The sequence below is a fragment of the Edaphobacter flagellatus genome, assembly GCF_025264665.1.
In the GTDB taxonomy this organism is placed as follows: Bacteria; Acidobacteriota; Terriglobia; order Terriglobales; family Acidobacteriaceae; genus Edaphobacter; species Edaphobacter flagellatus.
Genome location: NZ_CP073697.1, coordinates 1,328,207 through 1,347,993 on the forward strand (window position 1 = coordinate 1,328,207; position 19,787 = coordinate 1,347,993).

General features: G+C 58.8%; 18 protein-coding genes and 1 tRNA gene. 16 read left to right on the plus strand and 3 right to left on the minus strand.

Going from position 1 to position 19,787, the window contains the following annotated elements:
- The first annotated feature begins 6 nt into the window (after positions 1–6).
- The 14 genes from KFE13_RS05545 (at position 7) to KFE13_RS05610 (ending at position 14,980) form a co-directional block, all read left to right on the plus strand.
- Positions 7–783 (plus strand): SDR family NAD(P)-dependent oxidoreductase, encoded by a 777-nt coding sequence (locus KFE13_RS05545; RefSeq protein ID WP_260706171.1) that lies wholly within the window; start codon positions 7–9, stop codon positions 781–783.
- Positions 784–833: 50 nt separating this feature from the next.
- Entirely contained in the window at positions 834–1,049 is a 216-nt protein-coding gene (locus tag KFE13_RS05550; RefSeq protein ID WP_260706172.1) for a DNA gyrase inhibitor YacG, read from the plus strand.
- A complete protein-coding gene (locus KFE13_RS05555; RefSeq protein ID WP_260706173.1) occupies positions 1,049–1,558 on the plus strand; it encodes a phosphatidylglycerophosphatase A family protein in 510 nt (169 codons plus the stop codon). Before KFE13_RS05550 ends, KFE13_RS05555 begins: the two co-directional genes overlap by 1 nt.
- A 52-nt stretch (positions 1,559–1,610) precedes the next feature.
- The gene (locus KFE13_RS05560) at positions 1,611–2,651 is read left to right on the plus strand and encodes an SMP-30/gluconolactonase/LRE family protein (RefSeq protein WP_260706174.1); all 1,041 of its coding nucleotides are present in this window, start codon (positions 1,611–1,613) and stop codon (positions 2,649–2,651) included.
- A gap of 181 nt (positions 2,652–2,832) precedes the next feature.
- Positions 2,833–6,177 carry a TonB-dependent receptor gene (locus tag KFE13_RS05565; RefSeq protein WP_260706175.1) on the plus strand — a complete coding sequence of 1,115 codons (3,345 nt, stop codon included), beginning with the start codon at positions 2,833–2,835 and terminating at the stop codon, positions 6,175–6,177.
- A 182-nt stretch (positions 6,178–6,359) separates the two neighbouring features.
- Positions 6,360–7,685 carry a Gfo/Idh/MocA family protein gene (locus KFE13_RS05570; RefSeq protein ID WP_260706176.1) on the plus strand — a complete coding sequence of 442 codons (1,326 nt, stop codon included), beginning with the start codon at positions 6,360–6,362 and terminating at the stop codon, positions 7,683–7,685.
- Positions 7,686–7,806: 121 nt separating this feature from the next.
- Positions 7,807–8,514, plus strand: a complete 708-nt coding sequence (locus tag KFE13_RS05575) for a 2OG-Fe(II) oxygenase (protein WP_260706177.1) — start codon at positions 7,807–7,809, stop codon at positions 8,512–8,514.
- Entirely contained in the window at positions 8,504–9,160 is a 657-nt protein-coding gene (alkB, locus tag KFE13_RS05580; protein WP_260706178.1) for a DNA oxidative demethylase AlkB, read from the plus strand. The genes KFE13_RS05575 and alkB overlap by 11 nt, the downstream gene beginning before the upstream one ends.
- 86 nt (positions 9,161–9,246) lie before the next feature.
- Positions 9,247–10,515, plus strand: coding sequence for a competence/damage-inducible protein A (locus KFE13_RS05585; protein WP_260706179.1), 1,269 nt, complete (start codon positions 9,247–9,249; stop codon positions 10,513–10,515).
- A gap of 73 nt (positions 10,516–10,588) precedes the next feature.
- On the plus strand, positions 10,589–11,218 hold the full coding sequence (gene plsY / locus KFE13_RS05590) for a glycerol-3-phosphate 1-O-acyltransferase PlsY (RefSeq protein ID WP_260706180.1): 630 nt from the start codon (positions 10,589–10,591) through the stop codon (positions 11,216–11,218).
- Positions 11,215–12,213 carry an NAD(P)H-dependent glycerol-3-phosphate dehydrogenase gene (locus KFE13_RS05595; protein WP_260706181.1) on the plus strand — a complete coding sequence of 333 codons (999 nt, stop codon included), beginning with the start codon at positions 11,215–11,217 and terminating at the stop codon, positions 12,211–12,213. The genes plsY and KFE13_RS05595 overlap by 4 nt, the downstream gene beginning before the upstream one ends.
- A gap of 31 nt (positions 12,214–12,244) precedes the next feature.
- Complete coding sequence (ftsY, locus tag KFE13_RS05600) at positions 12,245–13,237, plus strand: signal recognition particle-docking protein FtsY (protein WP_260706182.1); 993 nt, start codon at positions 12,245–12,247, stop codon at positions 13,235–13,237.
- A 139-nt stretch (positions 13,238–13,376) separates the two neighbouring features.
- Positions 13,377–14,066: an LVIVD repeat-containing protein gene (locus tag KFE13_RS05605; protein WP_260706183.1), complete on the plus strand. Its 690-nt coding sequence runs from the start codon at positions 13,377–13,379 to the stop codon at positions 14,064–14,066.
- Positions 14,067–14,185: 119 nt separating this feature from the next.
- Positions 14,186–14,980, plus strand: a complete 795-nt coding sequence (locus KFE13_RS05610; protein WP_260706184.1) for a YbaY family lipoprotein — start codon at positions 14,186–14,188, stop codon at positions 14,978–14,980.
- Positions 14,981–15,009: 29 nt separating this feature from the next.
- Here the strand turns inward: KFE13_RS05610 and KFE13_RS05615 are convergent.
- Together KFE13_RS05615 and KFE13_RS05620 are read right to left on the minus strand one after the other, a co-directional pair.
- Positions 15,010–15,084, minus strand: a tRNA-Gly gene (locus KFE13_RS05615).
- Between the two features lie 50 nt (positions 15,085–15,134).
- On the minus strand, positions 15,135–16,202 hold the full coding sequence (locus tag KFE13_RS05620; protein WP_260706185.1) for an alpha-L-fucosidase: 1,068 nt from the start codon (positions 16,200–16,202) through the stop codon (positions 15,135–15,137).
- Positions 16,203–16,447: 245 nt separating this feature from the next.
- On the opposite strand from KFE13_RS05620, the gene adh reads away from it, so the two are divergent.
- Positions 16,448–17,983, plus strand: coding sequence for an aldehyde dehydrogenase (gene adh, locus KFE13_RS05625; RefSeq protein ID WP_260706186.1), 1,536 nt, complete (start codon positions 16,448–16,450; stop codon positions 17,981–17,983).
- Positions 17,983–18,378 carry a DUF779 domain-containing protein gene (locus tag KFE13_RS05630; RefSeq protein ID WP_260706187.1) on the plus strand — a complete coding sequence of 132 codons (396 nt, stop codon included), beginning with the start codon at positions 17,983–17,985 and terminating at the stop codon, positions 18,376–18,378. The genes adh and KFE13_RS05630 overlap by 1 nt, the downstream gene beginning before the upstream one ends.
- On the opposite strand, the gene KFE13_RS05635 is transcribed toward KFE13_RS05630, so the two are convergent.
- Positions 18,375–19,760, minus strand: coding sequence for an amidase (locus KFE13_RS05635; RefSeq protein WP_260706188.1), 1,386 nt, complete (start codon positions 19,758–19,760; stop codon positions 18,375–18,377). The genes KFE13_RS05630 and KFE13_RS05635 overlap by 4 nt on opposite strands.
- Positions 19,761–19,787: the final 27 nt, after the last annotated feature.

Here is a 19,787-nt window from a genome sequence, read left to right on the forward strand (position 1 = left end):
GACGACATGGACCTGCAGCTCAAAGGCAAAACAGCAATCGTCACCGGAGGGTCCGCAGGCATCGGCCTCGCCATCACCAAGGCTCTTGCCGCTGAAGGCGTCACGGTCACAGTCCCCGGACGCAGCAAAGAGAAGCTCGACAAAGCCCTCGCCGGAATCAGCAACGTCAAAGGCGTCGTCGCCGATCCCGGAACCGCCGAAGGCGCAGCTTCACTTATTCAGCAGGTCCCCGACACCGATATTCTGATCAACAACCTCGGCATCTACGAGCCCAAGCCCTTCGCCGAGATCACCGACGCCGACTGGCTCCGGCTCTTTGAGGTCAACGTCCTCAGCGGTGTCCGCCTCTCGCGCCACTACTTTCCGCGTATGCTCGAGCGCAACTGGGGCCGCGTCATCTTCATCTCGTCGGAGTCCGGCATCATGACGCCGCCTGAGATGATCCACTACGGCGTCACCAAATCCTCACAACTCGCCATCTCGCGCGGCCTTGCCGAACTCACCAAAGGCACTACGGTTACGGTCAACACCATCCTGCCGGGACCAACACGCTCCGAGGGCATCGTGGATTTCCTCAAAAACATCTCTTCGGAAAAGAACCCGACGCCTGAGCAGGCAGAGAAGGAGTTCTTTGAGAAGCATCGCTCCAGCTCGCTGCTGCAGCGGCTGATCAAAAGCGAGGAGATCGCGAGCCTCGTCGCCTACATTGCCAGCCCACTCTCTGCCGCGACCAATGGCGCTGCTCTGCGTGCCGAAGGCGGCCTGCTGCGCTCCATTGCCTGATGGAGCTGCAGCTATCCTTGATCACGCAGAGATTTACAATCGATATTGCAATGGCTAAAGCACTTTTCTGTCCGACCTGTCGTAATGTCGTCCTCGCCGAGAACGAAAACTTCCCTTTCTGTTCGGATCGATGCCGTCTGCTCGACCTTGGCAAGTGGGCCTCAGGCGATTACAAGGTCTCGACGCCGATTCAGGACCCGGATCTGCTGGAAGAGCTTTCGCGCTCGAAGCGCGATAAGCCGAGCGATGGTGGCGACGAAGACTAGTGGCGAACTCCAACGTTCAGCTTCGCCCGCCTGCAGAGAAAAAAACGCTTTGGGCATGGACGCTCGGCACCTTCTTCGGTGCGGGTCTGCTTAAACCTGGCCCCGGAACTTACGGCTCTATCGCTGCGCTCATCCTCTGGTATGTTGCGGGCCACATCGTTCATCCTTCGACGACCGCACTTGCCGTGGGCACAGCGATCGCTGCGGTCGTGATTACTCTTATCGGCATCCCTGTCGCCACGATTGTCGCAAGAGAGTCCGGCCGCGAAGACCCCGGCCATGTGGTGATTGACGAAGCTGCAGGCCAGTTGATCGCGCTGATCGGACTGCCATGCGTTCCGGGATATGCTGTGCTTGGCCTTCTGCTCTTTCGCCTCTTCGATATCTTCAAACCCTGGCCCATACGTCGCTTCGAAGCTCTGCCTGAAGGCACGGGCATCATGATGGACGATGTTGCCGCAGGTGTCCTTGCGCTGATTCTGGGTCACATCGTTCAGCATCTGCTGTAGCGCAGCGAACAACCTTGTTTTGGTCCGGCTGGCAGTCTACCCTTAACAGTGAATGAGCCTCTTCAGCACCACATCGCCTCACGCACCGCACATTACGCGCATCTCACCGCCTGCGGCTATGCCCGGCGGCGAGGTCGAGCTGCACGGCACGCACCTTGACCCCGGCAGTAATCGCATGCCCCATGCGACGATCGGAGATGTCTTCGCCCCGGTCAGCCTCAGCCGGCCCGGCCGGGCAAGCGTTCGCGTGCAGGACGGCAGCATCTCCGGCGAGCTGATTCTGCACCGTAACGGTGAGGTGTCGAATCCAGTGACACTTCGCGTCGCTGTGCCGATGGCAGAAAACCTGCATCCAGTCGCCAATCCTGCAGTAGACGCGAACGGACAGGTCTTTACGACACTCTCGGGAGCGCGCGGCCAGGCCACGCCTGTATCCATCTTTCGCATTCAACGCGACTTCCAGATGCTTCCGTTCGTGCGCGATCTGATGAATCCTACCGGGCTCGCCTTCGACGATGCGGGTTATCTTTATGCCAGCTCGCGAGCAGAAGGGACCGTCTATCGCATCTCGTCCGAAGGAGCCATCTCGACGTATGCCGAAGGCATGGGCATTGCGACCGGTATCGCGTTCGACCGTGAGGGCAATCTGTACGTCGGCGACCGCTCAGGAACAATCTTCAAGATCAATCCGAACCGCGAGATCTTCGTCTTCGCCACGCTTGAGCCCTCCATCGCTGCCTATCATCTGGCGTTCGACGATACAGGAACGCTTTACGTCACCGGACCGACAACTTCTTCCAATCAGGCGATTCACGCCATCGATCGGGACGGGAACACCACAATCTTTTATCAGGGGCTTGGACGCGCGCAGGGCATGGCGTTCGATGTTGCCGGCAACCTGTATGTCGCCGCGAGCCTTCACGGCCAGCGAGGCATCGTACGCATCACACCTTCACGCGAAGCGTCACTGACTGTCTCTGGCAGCAATCTTGTCGGACTGGCTTTTGTCGAAGATGGCTGCGCCGTACTGGCAACCCGCGACGCCCTGTTTCACGTAGCACTCGATATCGAAGGCCGTTCGCTGATCGGCTAAAAGCCTCTAGGCAGAGGCTTTTCTCCTACACTTCGTCACATTTGGAAAGATTCAGGTATTGAAACACACTTTCACCTGTTGACAGTCGTCTTCGCGGGGCGAGAGACTGACAAGCGTGTTTTTATTTGAAAAATAATACTTGCACTCACAGAAAACGGGACCTTCTTCGGAGGCATTTAAAGTGAAGCACTCTTTCCGCAATCTCCTGATCTGTCTGGCCCTTGGCATGTTTATCCTTTTGCCAAGCAGCTACGCTCAACAGATCACTGCCACACTCTCGGGCCTTGTGACCGACTCGACCGGCGGTGTGATACCCGGCGCGCACATCATTGCCACCAATACCGGCACCAACATCTCATTTCCCGCCGATAGCTCCGCTTCCGGTGAATACCGCATCAACCTGCTGCCGGTCGGAAACTATACCGTGAAGATTACGGCCGCCGGGTTCAAGACTTTCCAGCAGACGAACGTCGTCCTCGATCTGGGCCAGTCGGCCAGCCTGAACGCGCAGCTTACGGTCGGTGGAGCTGAAGAGACGATCGACGTCTCAACCTCCGTGCCGCTGGTGAACACAACGACCTCTGAAGTCGGCGCAACTGTGCAAAATGTTGAGATCGAGAACCTGCCCATCGTCAACCGCAACGTGTACGACCTTCTCTCGCTGGTCCCCGGCGTACAGACCAGCACAGAGAACTTCACGCTCGGCTATCCTCAGCGTGTTGTGCTGATCAACGGTGGCGTGCAGATCGCCAACTCCGGCTCCACCAGCTACTACCTCGATGGCGGCACCAACATGACCGGACTGCGTAATACCGGCAATGTGCAGCCGAACCCCGACGCCGTCGACCAGTTCCGCGTTGAGACCAACAACTACAGCGCGGAGTACGGCCGCTTCCCCAATGGCGTCATCAACGTCATCACCAAATCCGGCACCAACCAGTGGCATGGCTCAGCCTTCGAGTTCTGGCGCGAGAACGGCCTTAATGCGCTCGACTGGACGAACAATACCAATACGGCAACGACCCAGCCATTGCACCGTCATCAGTTCGGCGGCACGATCGGCGGCCCCATCATCAAGGACAAGACCTTCTTCTTCTTCAGCTATGGCGGTCTGCGGCAAATCACCTCGGGTGTTCTTAACGGAGCCATCACACCGACGACAGCTCAACGCGCAGGAGATTTTTCGGCCAGCCTGCCGACGCAGAGCGGTGCCATCACCTCATGCACACAGACTCTCAGCGCAGCAGACAAGAGCGCTGGCAACTTCATCGTCTGTAACCCAACAACTCGCAAGCCATTCGCTGGCAACATCATTCCGAAGGGACTGCTCGATCCGACGGTTCAGAATCTGGTCAATCCCAACGGCACGCTTCCGTTTATCCCTCTGCCCAACCAGCCCGGCAACTTCTATCAGGGCATTCTGCGGCTTCAGTACAACACGGATGAATACCTGCTGAAGATCGATCACAACTTCTCGGAAAAACACCGTTTCAGCGGTGAGGTCTTCGAGAATGGCGGCATCAACCAGAGCAACCCCGGCGGAAACATTGGCTGGTCCAAGCAGAACTACACCTTCCGTCAGTGGAACGCTGTGCTCAGCGACACGTATACCTTCAACCCCAGCTGGGTCAATGAGGCATGGGTGAGCTACGCACGCAATCTCGGCGGACGCATCAACACTCCAGCAATCGCCATTGGACAGTACGGCTCGGCCTTCCAGGTGCAGGGGACGCCTTCGCTTCCTGCGATCAATGTCAGTGGATTCTTCAACGCAGGTCAAGCCATCTCGGGCCCTCGCGCTGGCTCCAACTACTATGAGCTTCGCGATACCGTGCTTTGGACGCATGGCCGGCACTCTGTCCGCTTTGGCGGTAACGTATCGCTCGACAAAGACGTGCAGGAGACGCTGCTGAATAACTACGGCGTCTTTGCCTTCGCCGATTCAACCACCTCGCGTACAGGTAAAGCTCTTTCCGACTTCATCATGGGCTTGCCCAACACCATGAACCAGGATGCTCCGAACATTGCTCGCATGAACAGCTGGTATGGCGGCGCATTTATTCTCGACGACTTCCGCGTTCGTCCCAACCTGACGCTGAACCTCGGGCTGCGCTGGGACCTCCAGACCCCGCCCGTCGAGACGGACAACAAGGTCACCAACTTCAACCTGGGCCAGCAGTCCACCGTCATGCCTACAGCGCCGCTCGGCCAGCTTACCGTGGGTGATAAGGGTGTATCGCGCGGCATCGTTCCGACCCGTTGGAATCACTTTGGCCCGCGTGTCGGCTTCGCCTGGGACGTCTACGGAAATGGCAAGACGGCAGTTCGCGGCGGCTTCGGCTGGTTCTGGGGCTCGGTCTCCGGAAACGAATGGGGCGGTTCGAGCCAACCCTTCGGCCTGCGTCAGCAGTTCAACAACATTCAGTCAGTCACTAACCCCTACGGCAACTACCCAGCAGGTTCGCCGTTCCCTTACAACTACGTACCGGGCGGAACGCCGCGCTTCACGCTCCCCTTCGGCACCAACCGGACCGATCCGAACTTTGACTGGACTTCGGCCTATCAGGCGAATCTTTCGGTTGAGCAACAGTGGACGAACTCCTTTGCCACCTCGATTGGTTACGTTGGCAACATGGGCCGTCACCTGCCGTTCAGCACGGATATCAACTACCCCGTGATCGCCACTCAACAGAACCCGGTCAACTGCAACACGGCAGTGAACTGCCAATATACGAGCACCACTTCCAACGTCGATCAGCGTCGACTGATCTTGCCCGGAACGTATCAGGGCATCAGCCTCTTCGCGTCGAACCAGACCTCGACTTATCACGCTCTCCAGATCACGGCGAATAAGCGTATGAGCCGCAACTTCAGTCTGCGTTCGTACTACCTGTGGGCGAAGAACTGGTCGAGCGCCGGAATGCAGAGCAGCTCCGCTACGGTCGAGAACCCAACCAAGATGTATCTCGAGCGTGGACGTACAGACAACGACTACCGCAATAACTTTGTGGCCTCCGTCGTCTGGATGTTGGACTACTACCATGGATCAGAGTTCCTGATGAAGAACCTGATCAACGGGTGGCAGATCTCTCCCATCATCAAGCTGCGTAGCGGTTCGCCGTTCACCGTCACTTCTGGATCGGACGTCAACCTCGATGGAACCAACAACGACCGCCCGAACCTGACCGGCAATCCAGCGCGGAAGACGTCATTCAATCGGCTCGATCAGACCTCGAGATGGTTTGATTCGTCGGCCTTTACCATCCCTGCTCTCGGAAGCGATGGAACCGCACCACGAAACGTTCTGGATGCCCCAGGCTACAAGAACATAGACGTTGCGCTCTTTCGAAACTTCAAGTTCTATGAGCGCTACAACCTGCAGTTCCGTGGCGAGTTCACCAACTTCTTCAATACCGTGAACCTGTCAAACCCATCTGCGTCGCTGGCCAACTTGAGCACAGTCGGCACCATCCGCAGCGCCTCGCCTATGCGTCAAACCCAGCTGGGTCTGCGCCTTACCTTCTAACCGCATCATTTACAACGAGAAAAGCGCACCGAACTCCGGTGCGCTTTCTTATTTAACCAAACCTCTGGCTCATCGCTATTGCACTCGTGTACATTTATTCCGCAATCGTTTGCCAAAACGTTTTAGGTACTGTGGTACCCGATTAAGACGAAGCCCGAACTAATTCCTGAAGGAGAACGAAAGTGATCACCCGACGCGAATTTCTCGACACCCTCGCGGTAAGCGCAGCTGGCGCAGCCGTCAGTTCCAGCGCCAAGAGCTACGCCCAGATTGTTGGCTCCAACGACCGCGTCAACTTTGCGGTCATTGGCCTCAATAGCCGTGCCTATGCGCATCTCTCTTCCCTCAAGGCGAACGAGAAGACTGCCCGCATTACGCACGTCTGCGATGTCGATACGCCAATCCTTGATAAGTTTTCTGCGGCAACCGAAAAGAAATTCGGCACGAAGCCGCTCAACGAGAAAGATTTCCGGAAGGTGCTGGCTTCGAAGGATGTCGATGCCATCACCATCGCCACTCCCGATCACTGGCACGCACCCATGGCCATTGCGGGTGTCGAAGCCGGCAAGCACGTCTACGTGGAGAAGCCCTGCAGCCACAATCCCGCTGAGGGTGCCATGCTGGTCGCTGCGCGCGACAAGTACAAGAAGCTCGTTCAGATGGGTAGCCAGCAGCGCTCGTCCCCCCATACGCAGGAAGTCGCGCAGAAGGTGAAGGAAGGCGCAATTGGGCGTCCGTACTATGCCAAGGCCTGGTACAGCAACACGCGTAAGTCCATTGGCACGGGCAAGCCTGCGCCAGTACCCGCGACGCTCGACTGGGACCTGTGGCAGGGCCCAGCTCCGCGCAAGGCCTACATGAGTAATTACCATCCCTACAACTGGCACTGGTTCAAGCACTGGGGCACTGGCGAGACGCTCAATAACGGTACGCACGAGATCGATGTCTGCCGCTGGATTCTTGGCGTCGACTTCCCCAAGCACGTCTCCGCATCAGGCGGCCGCTATCAGTTCAAGGACGACTGGCAGTTCTATGACACGCTTGTCACCAGCTTCGAGTACGACGACAAGATCATCTCCTGGGAAGGCAAGTGTTGCCAGGGCATGAAATTTTACGATCGCGACCGCGGGGCGGCCATCATGGGCACAACCGGCACGATCGTCGTCGACCGCGAAGGCTACGACGTCTATGACCTGAAGGGCACGAAGCTCTCGTCCTTCCGCGCCAAGAAAGAGTCTTCTGCGTCCTCTGCCGATACCGTCGGCGCAGACTCGATGACCGACCTGCACTTCGCCAACTTCATCGCCGGCATCCAGAAGGGCGAGAAACTGAATGCCCCCATCGAGGTCGGCAACGTTGCCGTCACCATGCTGCAGCTTTCAAACGTTGCATGGGAGCTGAACCGCGGTCTGTCGCTTGACACCACGAATGGCCACGTCCTGAACGACCCCGAAGCGATGAAGCACTGGGGACGCGAGTACGAAAAGGGCTGGGCTCCGAAAGTCTAACTCCTCCTTTTCAGCAGCACAGAACGGCAGCTCGCATCGCGCGGGCTGCCGTTTTTTCATGGCCACTTTGCATGCACAAATCGGAGTGCCGCATTGCACATCATGCGGGCACAGTAAAACAATGCCTCTTTCTGAACAGATCGCCTCTCTCGACTGGCCGCGCATCTCCACCCAACTCAACGAGCAAGGCTATGCCACCACCGGCCCCTTGCTCTCCACAGCAGAATGCAATCAGCTTGCCGCCGGATACAACGACGCGACACAATTTCGCAGTCGTGTCATCATGGCTCGTCATGGCTTCGGACGCGGCGAATATCAGTACTACACTTATCCGCTGCCTGCGCTTATCCAGACACTGCGCGACTCCCTCTATCCATCGCTGGCTGGCATTGCGAACCAGTGGCATGAGGATCTCGGCAATCCCACGCGCTTCCCTCTCGATCATCGCGTTTTTCAGCAGCTCTGCCACAATGCCGGTCAGACACGACCAACTCCACTTCTCCTCAAATATCAGCAGGGCGATTACAACTGTCTGCACCAGGATCTCTATGGCGAGCTGGTCTTCCCTCTACAGGTTGCATTTCTGCTCAGCGACCCGGCACGCGACTTCACAGGAGGTGAGTTCGTTCTGACCGAACAACGTCCGCGCATGCAATCGCGGGCGTCCGTCGTACCTCTGCGGCAAGGAGAAGCTGTTATCTTCGCCGTCAATCATCGGCCGCAGCGAGGAACACGCGGCGTCTATCGTGTTGCCATGCGCCACGGCGTCAGCGCGATACGATCAGGGCAGCGTTTTACTCTAGGAGTGATCTTTCACGATGCACAGTAGCGGCTCACTCTGGCCTGAAACTCCATCGCCCTCCACAGAATCTCTCGCCGAGGGCATTACGCTGTTGCGCGGCTTTTGCGCGAACGAAGCGTTTGCATTGCTTGATTCCATTCATGCCGTCGCCGAAATTTCTCCCTTCCGCCAGATGATCGTACCCAGCGGCCACACGATGTCGGTCGCGATGACGAATACAGGCGACCTTGGCTGGACGACCGACCGTACGGGGTACCGCTACACCACCCTCGATCCCACATCCGGCCAACCCTGGCCGCCCATGCCTGCACCTCTGCTCACGCTCGCACAGAATGCCGCAATCGCTTCCGGTTTCGCGGGCTTTACGCCGAATGCCTGCCTGATCAATCGCTATGCTGTTGGCGCGCGCCTCTCGCTCCATCAGGATAGGAACGAGCAGGACTACACCCATCCCATCGTCTCGGTCTCACTTGGGCTGCCCGCGACCTTTCTCCTTGGTACCCTGCGCCGCACAGACACCCCGCGCCGCATACGCATCGAGCACGGTGACATCCTCGTCTGGGGAGGCCCCGCCCGGCTCATCTACCATGGCGTCGCCCCCATCCGGCCCGGGATTCATCCCCTCACCGGCCCCTTTCGGATCAACCTTACCTTCCGCCGCGTCGCGCTCTAGATTGCGTCCCGTCAGCCAATCTCCCGAAAATTCTCTATCATGGTGCACGAGGCTTTGCGCAAGACCACAGGACGCTGACGTCAACCATGATCGCTGAAATCATCGCAGCCGGCTCGGAGATGCTGACGCCGCACCGGCAGGACACCAATTCCCTCTTCCTTACCGAACAGCTCAACGATCTCGGCGTCCAGGTGGCCTTCAAGACCATCGTCGGAGACAACCTCGATCATCTGACAGGCGCCGCACGCAACGCGCTGGCACGCGCCGATATCGTCCTCTTTTCCGGCGGCCTCGGTCCTACAGAGGACGACCTCACCCGCGAGGCAGCCGCGGAGGCCCTTGGCCTTGAGCTCGATCGCAACCCCACCATCCTTGCCGAACTCTACAAGCGATTTGCGGCGCGCAAATTGGTCATGCCGCCCAACAATGCCCGACAGGCCGACGTTATTGCAGGCGCAACCGTTCTCAACAATCCGGCAGGCAGCGCACCAGGCCAGTTTCTCGATACGACCGTCAACGGCTTCCGCAAGATCATTGTCCTGTTGCCTGGACCTCCCGGCGAGCTCAAACCGCTCTTCCTTCAGGAGGTGAAGCCACGCCTTGCAGCAACGTTGCCGCCACGTCATCTCTCGCGCCGCCAGCTGCGCATGGCGCTCATTCCTGAATCGCACGTCGATGCCCGCACCGCACCGATCTACAAGCAATATTCCGATGTCGATACCACCATCCTTGCCGGTCATGGCGAGATTCAGCTTCACTTCGTCGCTTCGAAAGCCACTGCTATCGAAGCGCAGGAGCGCGTCGACGAGCTGGCAGGTCGCATTGAGGCCGAGATGGAGGATGCCATCTTCTCCTCGCACGGTGAGAGCCTCGAGGAAGTCGTCCTCCTCATGCTCGGGCTGCGTCACCTGACGCTCGCTGCGGCCGAGAGCTGCACCGGCGGCCTGCTCGCCTCGCGCCTCACCGCTGTACCCGGAAGCTCGCGCTACTTCCTCGGCGGAGCCGTCGTCTATGCCGATGCGCTCAAGACCATCTTTGCGGACGTACCAGCCGACCTCGTCGCCACATCTGGTCCTGTCTCCGAGCCCGTGACCCGTGCCCTGGCTGAAGGCATCCGCATTCGCACCGGAGCTTCGCTTGGCATCGCCATTACCGGTATTGCTGGCCCCACTCCTGGGACGGGTCCCGATGCTGAAAAGCCGATCGGATTGGTCTACATCGCGCTGGCCGATGGCAAAGAGACACGCATCAAGGAGTTAAACCTGCCCGGCGACCGCGACCGCATCCGCTGGTGGGCCAGCCAGCACGCGCTTGAGATGATCCGCATCGCGCTCCTGGAGCAACAGCGTTTTTAAACGTGCAATAAACTCTGGGTCGCCCTGTTAACGCTCTGGCGCCGTGACTTGATAAACTCAAGTTTCGGCCCTCATGACTCCCTGGCTCCTCTCCATTTCGGTCGCTTACCTGCTGGGCTCCATCCCTTTCGGCTACCTTCTCGTCCGCATCTTTCGCCATCAGGACATCCGGGCGACGGGCAGCGGTAACATTGGCGCAACCAATGTCGCTCGGTCCGGAGCAAAGGGCCTCGGCATCGCCACGCTTATCCTCGATGCACTCAAGGGCTTCGTCGCGGTTCTTATTGCGCTGCACATCGCCGCACCATCTGGACTTCCTCATTCCTACGAGATCGCCGTCTGCGCAGCGGTGGCAGCCGTCCTCGGCCACTGCTTCCCAGTCTGGCTCGGCTTCAAGGGAGGCAAAGGCGTCGCCACCGCACTTGGCGTCTTCTTTGGCCTTGTGCCGGTCATCACAGTGCTTTATCTGTTGGCCGTCTTCCTCATCATCGTCTTTATCACACGCTACGTTTCACTTGCCTCGATTGTGGCGGCGGCGTTATTTCCTTTTCTTGCGCTCCCGCACGCCCCTGTCCGGACACCTATCGTGATCGCGGGATATATCTTCATTCCGCTGCTGGTTATCCTCAAACATCACGGGAACATCCGCCGCCTGCTCTCCGGCACGGAGAATCGCTTCGGCTCGCGTAAGGTGGCTGCTTGAGCCGCATTGGCATCCTCGGCGCCGGCGCCTGGGGCACGGCCCTTGCACTCTCCCTCGCTCGTCGAGGAGGACACGACATCACGCTCTGGGCTCACTCTTCCTCTCTGGCCGAACATCTCAATGAGAACGGCGAGAATCTTCCCTATCTTCCCGGCTTCACGTTACCCGCAGGCATCGTCGTCACCGATGACCTGCCGGCCACTATATTCGAAGCAGATATCCTTCTCTGCGTCACGCCATCCCAACATCTGCGCGGCGTCATCTCGCACATTGCGCCGCTACTGACCAGAAACCAGATCGTCGTCTCCGCCTCCAAAGGAATTGAGGAAGGCAGCTTCCTGCGCATGTCGCAGGTTATCGCCGCCGTCACCTCAAACCCTTGCGCCGTGCTTTCCGGCCCCTCCTTCGCGCAGGAGGTCGCAGCTGGCTCTCCGACAGCGATCGTCGCAGCTGCAACAGAGCCACGGCTCGCTCAGATCATTCAACGCGACTTCTCCTCTCCGACGCTTCGCGTCTACACCAATGATGACGTCGCTGGCGTCGAGCTCGGCGGCGCACTAAAGAACGTCATCGCGCTTGCTGCCGGTGTCGTCGCTGGACTCAACCTCGGCCACAACTCCGCAGCCGCACTCATCACCCGCGGCATCGCCGAGATCACGAGACTCTCCGTCGCCTGCGGAGGCCGGCGTCAGACGCTGGCTGGCCTCGCCGGCATTGGCGATCTCGTGCTCACCTGCACCGGCAACCTCTCACGCAATCGCTCCGTCGGTATCGAGCTGGGCCGTGGCCGCAAGCTCGAAGACATCCTCGCCGGCATGGGCGGTAAAGTCGCCGAAGGCGTCCGCTCCACGACCGCCGCTCTCGGCCTGGCCGCGCGCTACGGCGTCGAGATGCCCATCACGCAGCAGGTCGACGCCATCCTGCATCACAACAAAAAGCCGGCCGACGCCATCCGCGATCTGATGTCCCGCCCCGGCCGTGATGAATTTCAATAGCTTGCCGCCGATCCGATAAACTAAAAGCAGCATGGTCTTCTCGTCTCTCTTCGGCAAGCGTTCTGCCGAACCTGAAAAGCCCGAATCAGCAGAACCCGAGCCGCCACAGAAGCTCGGCTTCTTCGACCGCATGCGGCAGGCGGTCACCCGCACCCGCGAGTCACTTTCCGAGTCCATCAGCTCGGTCGTCGCACTTACGCGCGAAGTCGACCAGGCCTCCCTCGACGAGCTTGAGCCGCGCCTTCTTGCCGCCGATATCGGCAGCGCAACCACAGCCATCATCATGGAGCACCTCCGCCAGCGTGCACTCCGCACCGGCATCGAAAGCGGAGCGCAGCTCAAGGAGCTCCTCAAAGCCGAGCTCAAGCAGATCCTCGACGGCGTCGCTCATCCCATCCAACATCCGGCCACACCACCCGAAGTCATTCTCATGGTCGGCGTCAACGGCACGGGCAAAACGACCACCACCGGTAAGCTTGCAAACCTCTACAAGTCACAGGGCCGCAGTGTCCTGCTCTGCGCCGCCGACACCTTCCGCGCCGCTGCTATCGAACAGCTTGAAGTCTGGGCACAGCGCTCCGATGTTCCGCTCATCAAGACGAAGCAGGGCGGCGATCCATCTGCTGCTCTCTACGATGCGCTTGCCGCTGCCAAATCGCGCTCCACCGACGTGATGATCGCCGACACCGCAGGCCGGCTCCACACCAAGACCGACTTGATGAAAGAGCTCGACAAGATGCGCCGTACTTGCGAGAAACTGGTGCCGGGTGCGCCGCACCAGACCTTCCTCGTCATGGATGCAACGACTGGTCAGAACGGCCTGCAGCAGGCTCGCCTGTTCACCGAAGCCGCACGTGTTAGCGGCATCGTGCTCACCAAGCTCGACGGCACGGCAAAGGGCGGCATCGTGCTCGCCATCGCCACCGAACTTAAATTGCCCGTGCTCTATGCCGGTATCGGCGAGAAGATCGACGACCTCATCCCCTTCGACAGCACGGCCTTCATCGACTCCATGGTCAGCTAGCGCGCAAAGCACGCACTGTTTCGTATGGCGCTTATAGCTTATAAGAGCGCCGTGCCGGCACGTTTATACGCCATCACAATTACTACTTGGACGAGAGGCATTCGCCGGGTTCATTGTTGATCTCGAAAGGATGAACGATATGAACACTCCGACACGTTATCTCGCAGCCAGCCTGATTCTCTTCGCAACCCTCGCCGTACCCACTCTTCAGGCAGAGATTCTTTCCAGCTCGAAGGACCTGGTTGTCCTGGAGCCACGTGATCTTCCTGAGCTCACTCGCACTGCTGGCGACGCTCTTCTCCTGCACTCCGACAACGCAGGTCGCACCTATCTCTACATCGAACAGTTGCAAGGCAAGCGTCTGACCATCCTCAACGTGACAGATCCAGCCAGAATCAAAGTCGCATCGTCTGTCGCGCTAACAGCGCCATCGGCCTTCGACTTTATCAAGCCGCTTGGCGCTCATACAGAGCTGGTGCGCTTCCGCAACGACCATAGCTTCGCGATCTTCGACATGCAGAAGTCACTCGTTCCACAGCTGCAAAAGACCGCGCTCATCAACCTCGATGGCTCAGAGCCTCTGGGCATTACCGGACTCCTGACAACTCACCAAACGGCCTTCAATTCTGCACCTCTACCCCGCGAATATCAGATCGTCGATACCTCGGTAGCATCTCGTCCCGCGACGCTCGCTACGGTCGAGCAAGTGCAGGCTCGTTTGACGAATGGCGAGACAGGAACAACATTCCTGCTCGGCGAGCAAGGACTCACCGTCATACGGCAATTACCTGTCGAAGAGCAGTACAAAGTCCATCAGATGCAGATGTAGGGCAACTGATCGCCTAACTTGCAGGCCGTACGATTTCCATCGTGCGGCCTGCAACCGAACAACCGAAGCACCAACCACAGACAAAGCGGTATAGTCTCCAGTACGAAGGAGGATCGAGGATGATCCGAATTGCCGTCGTTGTCTCGATGCTGACTCTTGCAGCGGCCGCACCGTGCCAGACACTTCAAGTTACTGGAACTGCGACCTACCGCGAAAGAATGGCCCTTCCGCCAAATGCCATCTTCGAAGCAACACTGGAAGATGTCTCGCTTGCCGATGCCCCAGCAACTGTAATCGGCAACACACGGTTGGAGTCTCCAGGCAATCCTCCATTTCAGTTCTCCATTTCCTATGACTCCAGCAAAATTGTGCCCAACCACACCTATGCCGTACGTGCACAAATCAAGGTGGACAAAAAACTCTGGTTCACCACCGACCAACGATATGCGGTACTGACGCAAGGCCATGGCAGCGAGATCTCCATGATGATGCTGCGGCGCGCCTCCGGAGGCGGTTCGCGCAGCAAGCCGTCGCCTGCCACAGCTCAGGCTGCTGCACCGGCGGACGAGCCTCTGCGCGAGACATATTGGAAGTTGATGGAGCTGCGTGGCAAGCCTGTCAATGCAGCCAACCAACAGCAGGAGGCGCATCTCGTCTTTCGCACCGGCGACAGACTCTCCGGCTCAGGAGGATGCAACCGGCTGATGGGCGGCTACTCCGTCGAAGGAAACACTCTGCACTTCAAAGGCATTGGCAGCACCATGATGGCCTGCGCACAGGGCATGGATATCGAGCAGGCCTTCCTTGCGGCTCTCAATAAAGTTGAAACCTGGAAGATTACAAACAATACATTGGAGCTGTACGATAGCGGTGCCAAACTACTGGCAAAGTTTGAAGCCCGCGCCATGAAGTAGGGCGGGATTTATAAAGTCTATTGGCAATATGGAGCGGGAGACCGGGATCGAACCGGCGACATTCAGCTTGGGAAGCTGACGTTCTGCCACTGAACTACTCCCGCTTTCAGCCACGATTATACATTGCATCGCACATCACCTCGCGGCGAAGCGCTTAGCCTGCGTTCCTCGGAAACACCTTGCCGAGCGCAGTCAATTGATCGAGAAACGGCTGCGTAATGGTTCCATCAAGCTCTACCGGAACATCCCATGTCACCGAGCCATTGGCATCCCGGACCCTCTTCGTAAACGCAATAATTTGTTCTGTCGAAAAACGCGGCTTACCCGACCCCCACTTCTCACCCAGAAAACTGAGTACGTGAATCTGCGTACCGTCGACACGTCCATCCTGCGAGCGACGAATCGTGGCCTGCTCCGGCTTGTCGATCTCACCCGCCGTATAGTCCTCATCCGGACACATCGAGATCAGCCTGTAGACCACGCCCGGATTAAAGGCAACCACCGAATCCGCATTGCCCGCGCGCGCCGCAGCAGCAAAGCTGGTGAAGTTTGGCGACGACGGCGAGCGATACATCGAGTTCGGAAAATAGCAGCCATCAAACCACCAGCCCTCGACCTTCTTCCCCCATCGCCGCGACCATTCCGCGATAATCTGCTCCCACTTCTTTTGAAAATTCTTATTTGGATATGGCCCGTTCTCCCACTCCAGTGCAGCCACCGCGGCCTTGTCCTGTGCTGGCGCGCCCGAAGGCAAATAAACCATCAGCTTGATGTCCCGCTTATGCAGCGGTTCGTAGAGATCGGCAACCAGGTCCCGGCGCGAGCACTTGCTCGTAGTAGCGCCGGTGATCCTGTCATAGACCGCATTCGGCGAAAGATAATAGCCCGAGTTCTGACCGATGCTGATCTGGTAGTGACCGGCGCCGACTGACTCCAGACGCTTCGCCATTCCCTCCACATCGAACCCATCGATCATCTTGTTCCAGCGGTCCGCCGACATGTCGAGCTTATGGTCGCGCCCCTGCCAATCCGACAGGTAGTGCGTCATCACACCCCAGGTATAGCGAGGCTGCTGCATCCAATGAGCACGCCCTGAATCATAGGGTTGCTGCGAAGCCTGCATCACTTCGCCCATAGCTGCCTGCATTGGAAGCGCACCTGTTGCCAGCGCGGCTGCGGTACCGATCATCACATCACGACGCGACCACTGTTTGTTGCTCATGAAATTTAATTTCCTCCTGTAAATATTTCCCTGGATTTTCGTCAGCCATTCTATAGGTATCGGGCTCTCTTTTCCTTCCTCCCAAAAGATTCATCCTGTAAAAAGCACCGCCGCCCAACACATCGCCCAGACCCTTCTCTATCTAAGGGATACGGTCAGCGACACGTCATCGCTTGACCACGGATGCTTCAAGCGAGCATCCTTCCGAGGTCAATCTCTTCGTGAGCATTGGAAAGGTGAAAACAATGGCAACTGCAACCACTCTTCAGATCGCACCCGGGCAATACGGCTACGCCGTTCCCTTCCGCAAGCGTTACGGCAACTTCATTGGCGGACACTGGGTCGAGCCCCTCTCCGGGCAGTACTTCGAAAACATCACGCCGATCACCGGTAAAGCCTTCTGCGAGATTCCGCGCTCCAACGCGGCTGACATCGACCGTGCACTTGACGCAGCCCACAAGGCGAAAAAGGCCTGGGGCAAGACTGCGGTCGCAACGCGCGCACGCATCCTCGAACAGATTGCGCAGCGCATCGATGACAATCTTGAGCTGCTCGCCACCGCCGAAACCTGGGACAACGGCAAGCCTATCCGCGAAACGCTCGCCGCAGACATCCCGCTCTGCTCCGACCACTTCCGCTACTTCGCCGCAGCCATCCGCGCACAGGAAGGCGGCATCTCCGAGATCGATGGTGATACCGTTGCTTATCACTATCACGAGCCTCTCGGCGTCGTCGGCCAGATCATCCCCTGGAACTTCCCCCTACTGATGGCCTCGTGGAAGCTCGCTCCTGCTCTCGCCGCCGGCAATTGTGTCGTGCTCAAGCCGGCAGAACAGACACCCGCCTCCATCCTCGTTCTCATGGAACTGATCTCCGATCTGCTTCCTCCCGGCGTCGTCAACGTCGTCAATGGATTTGGCGTCGAGGCAGGCAAGCCGCTCGCCTCCAGCCCGCGCGTCAACAAGGTCGCCTTCACCGGTGAGACAACCACAGGCCGCCTGATCATGCAGTACGCCTCACAGACCATCATCCCGGTCACACTTGAGCTTGGCGGCAAATCGCCCAATATCTTCTTCGCCGACGTCATGAGCCAGGACGACTCCTTCATCGACAAAGCCGTCGAAGGACTTGTACTCTTCGCCTTCAATCAGGGCGAGGTCTGTACCTGCCCATCGCGCGCCATCATCCATGAATCCATCTACGACCGCTTCATGGAGCGTGCGCTCAAGAGCATCAAGGCCATCAAGCGCGGCAACCCGCTCGACAAAGACACGATGATCGGCGCGCAGGCTTCCGAGGAGCAGCAGCACAAGATCCTCTCCTATCTCGACATCGGCAAGCAGGAGGGCGCAGAAGTGCTCACCGGCGGCAACGCTGCCAAGATGGAAGGCGACCTCGCCACCGGCTTCTACATCGAGCCAACCGTCTTCAAGGGCCACAACAAGATGCGCATCTTCCAGGAGGAGATCTTTGGCCCCGTGCTCTCCGTCACGACCTTCAAGGATGACGACGAAGCGCTCTCCATCGCCAACGACACGCTCTACGGTCTCGGCGCTGGCGTGTGGACGCGCGACCTGAACCGCGCCTATCGCTTCGGCCGCGAGATCGAAGCGGGCCGTGTCTGGACCAACTGCTATCACATGTATCCAGCCCACGCAGCATTCGGTGGTTACAAGCAGTCCGGCATCGGACGCGAAAATCACAAGATGATGCTCAACCACTACCAGCAGACGAAGAACCAGCTCGTCAGCTACAGCACAAAGCCCCTCGGCCTGTACTAATGACGATCGCAACAACAGCCGTTCCGCTTCAAGTCACCGCAACTGCTGCAGCCCTGAGCCTGATCGACAGGCTCAGGGCTGCGCACGGTGACATCATGTTTCATCAATCCGGTGGATGCTGCGACGGAAGCTCGCCCATGTGCTATCCGCTCGGCGAATTCCTCACCGGCGATCAGGATGTGCTGCTCGGCACCGTAGGCGGCGCACCGTTCTATATCGGCCGTGCCCAATTCGAATACTGGAAGCACACCCAAATCATCCTCGACGTCGTCCCCGGACGCGGCGGCATGTTCTCGCTCGAAGGCCCTGAAGGTGTTCGCTTCCTCACACGCTCACGCGTCTTCACCGACGACGAAATCGTCGCGCTCCGTACCGCAGGCCGCATCACCGGTTAGAAACTCACCTGCCCCTGTATCGCGAATCCTGCTTCGGCCAGCACACGTTCAACCGCCAGCGACACCTGCAACAGCCGGGCATCATCGTCGCCACGCGCCGAGAGCATCAACCCCACAGGAGCCTCGCCCTGCCTGTGGCACGGCATCGACAAGGAACACGCATCCAGAAAATTGAACACCAGCGTGTTCCGCAACATTGCGCCGTTCGCATCGAAGTAAGCCTCATCGCTGCGCTCCAGCTCTGCAACCAGCGGAGCAACGCGCGGCACCGTCGGCATCACCCATGCATCCACCATCGCAAAGACCTTCTCGGCACCCGCGATGATGCGCCGCCGCGCATCCAGCAGATCGCGATACTCGCTGTCTGATATCTCTCCTCCGCGCACAATGCGAGTCAGCACACGCGGATCGTAGCGATCTCCAGCACGCGCGATCAGCTCACGATGCCATGCATAGGACTCTGCAGCCGCAATCCCTCCATAGCGATAGCACTGCGGAATCTCATCCAGCGCATCGAATCGCACCGCCGACACCTTCACTCCAGCATGCGAAAGCGCATCCAGTGCTGCATCGAACGACGTCGCCACGTGGCTCTCTAAGCCATCGAGCACGTAGCCCTGCAGCACTCCAAGACGCAGACCGGCCGCATCTTCCTGCTGCAACGCATGCGTCTCTCCCGACAACACCTCATCCATCGCAGCACAACACGCAACCGTCGCAGCAATCGGTCCAATCGAATCCAGGCTGGGCGACAGCGGTAACACGCCCTGCATCGATACGCGCCGTGCCGTTGGCTTGAATCCCGTCAAACCGCACAGCGCCGCAGGAATGCGAATCGAGCCACCCGTATCCGATCCCACCGCAGCGACCGCCATACCATCGCTCACCGAAACCGCCGATCCCGAAGACGACCCACCCGAGATCCTTCCCTCTTCTCGCGCATACGGAGTCCGCGGCGTTCCATAGTGCGGATTCAACCCCAGCCCCGAGAATGCAAACTCCGTCATGTTCGTCCGGCCCACCACCACCGCACCGGCATCACGCAACCGCCTCACCACCGCCGCATCACTTGCTGCTGGCGGCGCATCGTTGAGCACCACCGACCCGGCGCGCGTCACCTGTCCCTCGACATCGAACAGATCCTTTACCGTCACCGGCACACCGCGCAACGGCAGCCCGGCGCTCACAGGCAGATAATCCGCAGCCTCCGCCTCAGCGCGTGCCGTCGATTCGAACACCTTCGTGAAGACATGCGCACCCTCACCTTCGCGGTCCAGCGCAGCCTCCAGGCAAGCCTCCACCAGCTCTCTGCTCGTAACGCGTCCCTCATCCAATGCCTCACGATAAGCCTTCAACGAATAAGCCGGAGAAACTCTCTTCATAGAAGACACTCTATATCGCCACCGCTC

Bases quoted from the DNA above. Each gene is read 5' to 3' on its own strand.
- KFE13_RS05545 (WP_260706171.1), top strand. From the start codon at position 7: ATGGACCTGCAGCTCAAAGGCAAAACAGCAATCGTCACCGGAGGGTCC.
- KFE13_RS05550 (WP_260706172.1), top strand. From the start codon at position 834: ATGGCTAAAGCACTTTTCTGTCCGACCTGTCGTAATGTCGTCCTCGCC.
- KFE13_RS05560 (WP_260706174.1), top strand. From the start codon at position 1,611: ATGAGCCTCTTCAGCACCACATCGCCTCACGCACCGCACATTACGCGC.
- KFE13_RS05575 (WP_260706177.1), top strand. From the start codon at position 7,807: ATGCCTCTTTCTGAACAGATCGCCTCTCTCGACTGGCCGCGCATCTCC.
- alkB (WP_260706178.1), top strand. From the start codon at position 8,504: ATGCACAGTAGCGGCTCACTCTGGCCTGAAACTCCATCGCCCTCCACA.
- KFE13_RS05585 (WP_260706179.1), top strand. From the start codon at position 9,247: ATGATCGCTGAAATCATCGCAGCCGGCTCGGAGATGCTGACGCCGCAC.
- plsY (WP_260706180.1), top strand. From the start codon at position 10,589: ATGACTCCCTGGCTCCTCTCCATTTCGGTCGCTTACCTGCTGGGCTCC.
- ftsY (WP_260706182.1), top strand. From the start codon at position 12,245: ATGGTCTTCTCGTCTCTCTTCGGCAAGCGTTCTGCCGAACCTGAAAAG.
- KFE13_RS05605 (WP_260706183.1), top strand. From the start codon at position 13,377: ATGAACACTCCGACACGTTATCTCGCAGCCAGCCTGATTCTCTTCGCA.
- KFE13_RS05610 (WP_260706184.1), top strand. From the start codon at position 14,186: ATGATCCGAATTGCCGTCGTTGTCTCGATGCTGACTCTTGCAGCGGCC.
- KFE13_RS05620 (WP_260706185.1), bottom strand. From the start codon at position 16,202: ATGAGCAACAAACAGTGGTCGCGTCGTGATGTGATGATCGGTACCGCA.
- adh (WP_260706186.1), top strand. From the start codon at position 16,448: ATGGCAACTGCAACCACTCTTCAGATCGCACCCGGGCAATACGGCTAC.
- KFE13_RS05630 (WP_260706187.1), top strand. From the start codon at position 17,983: ATGACGATCGCAACAACAGCCGTTCCGCTTCAAGTCACCGCAACTGCT.
- KFE13_RS05635 (WP_260706188.1), bottom strand. From the start codon at position 19,760: ATGAAGAGAGTTTCTCCGGCTTATTCGTTGAAGGCTTATCGTGAGGCA.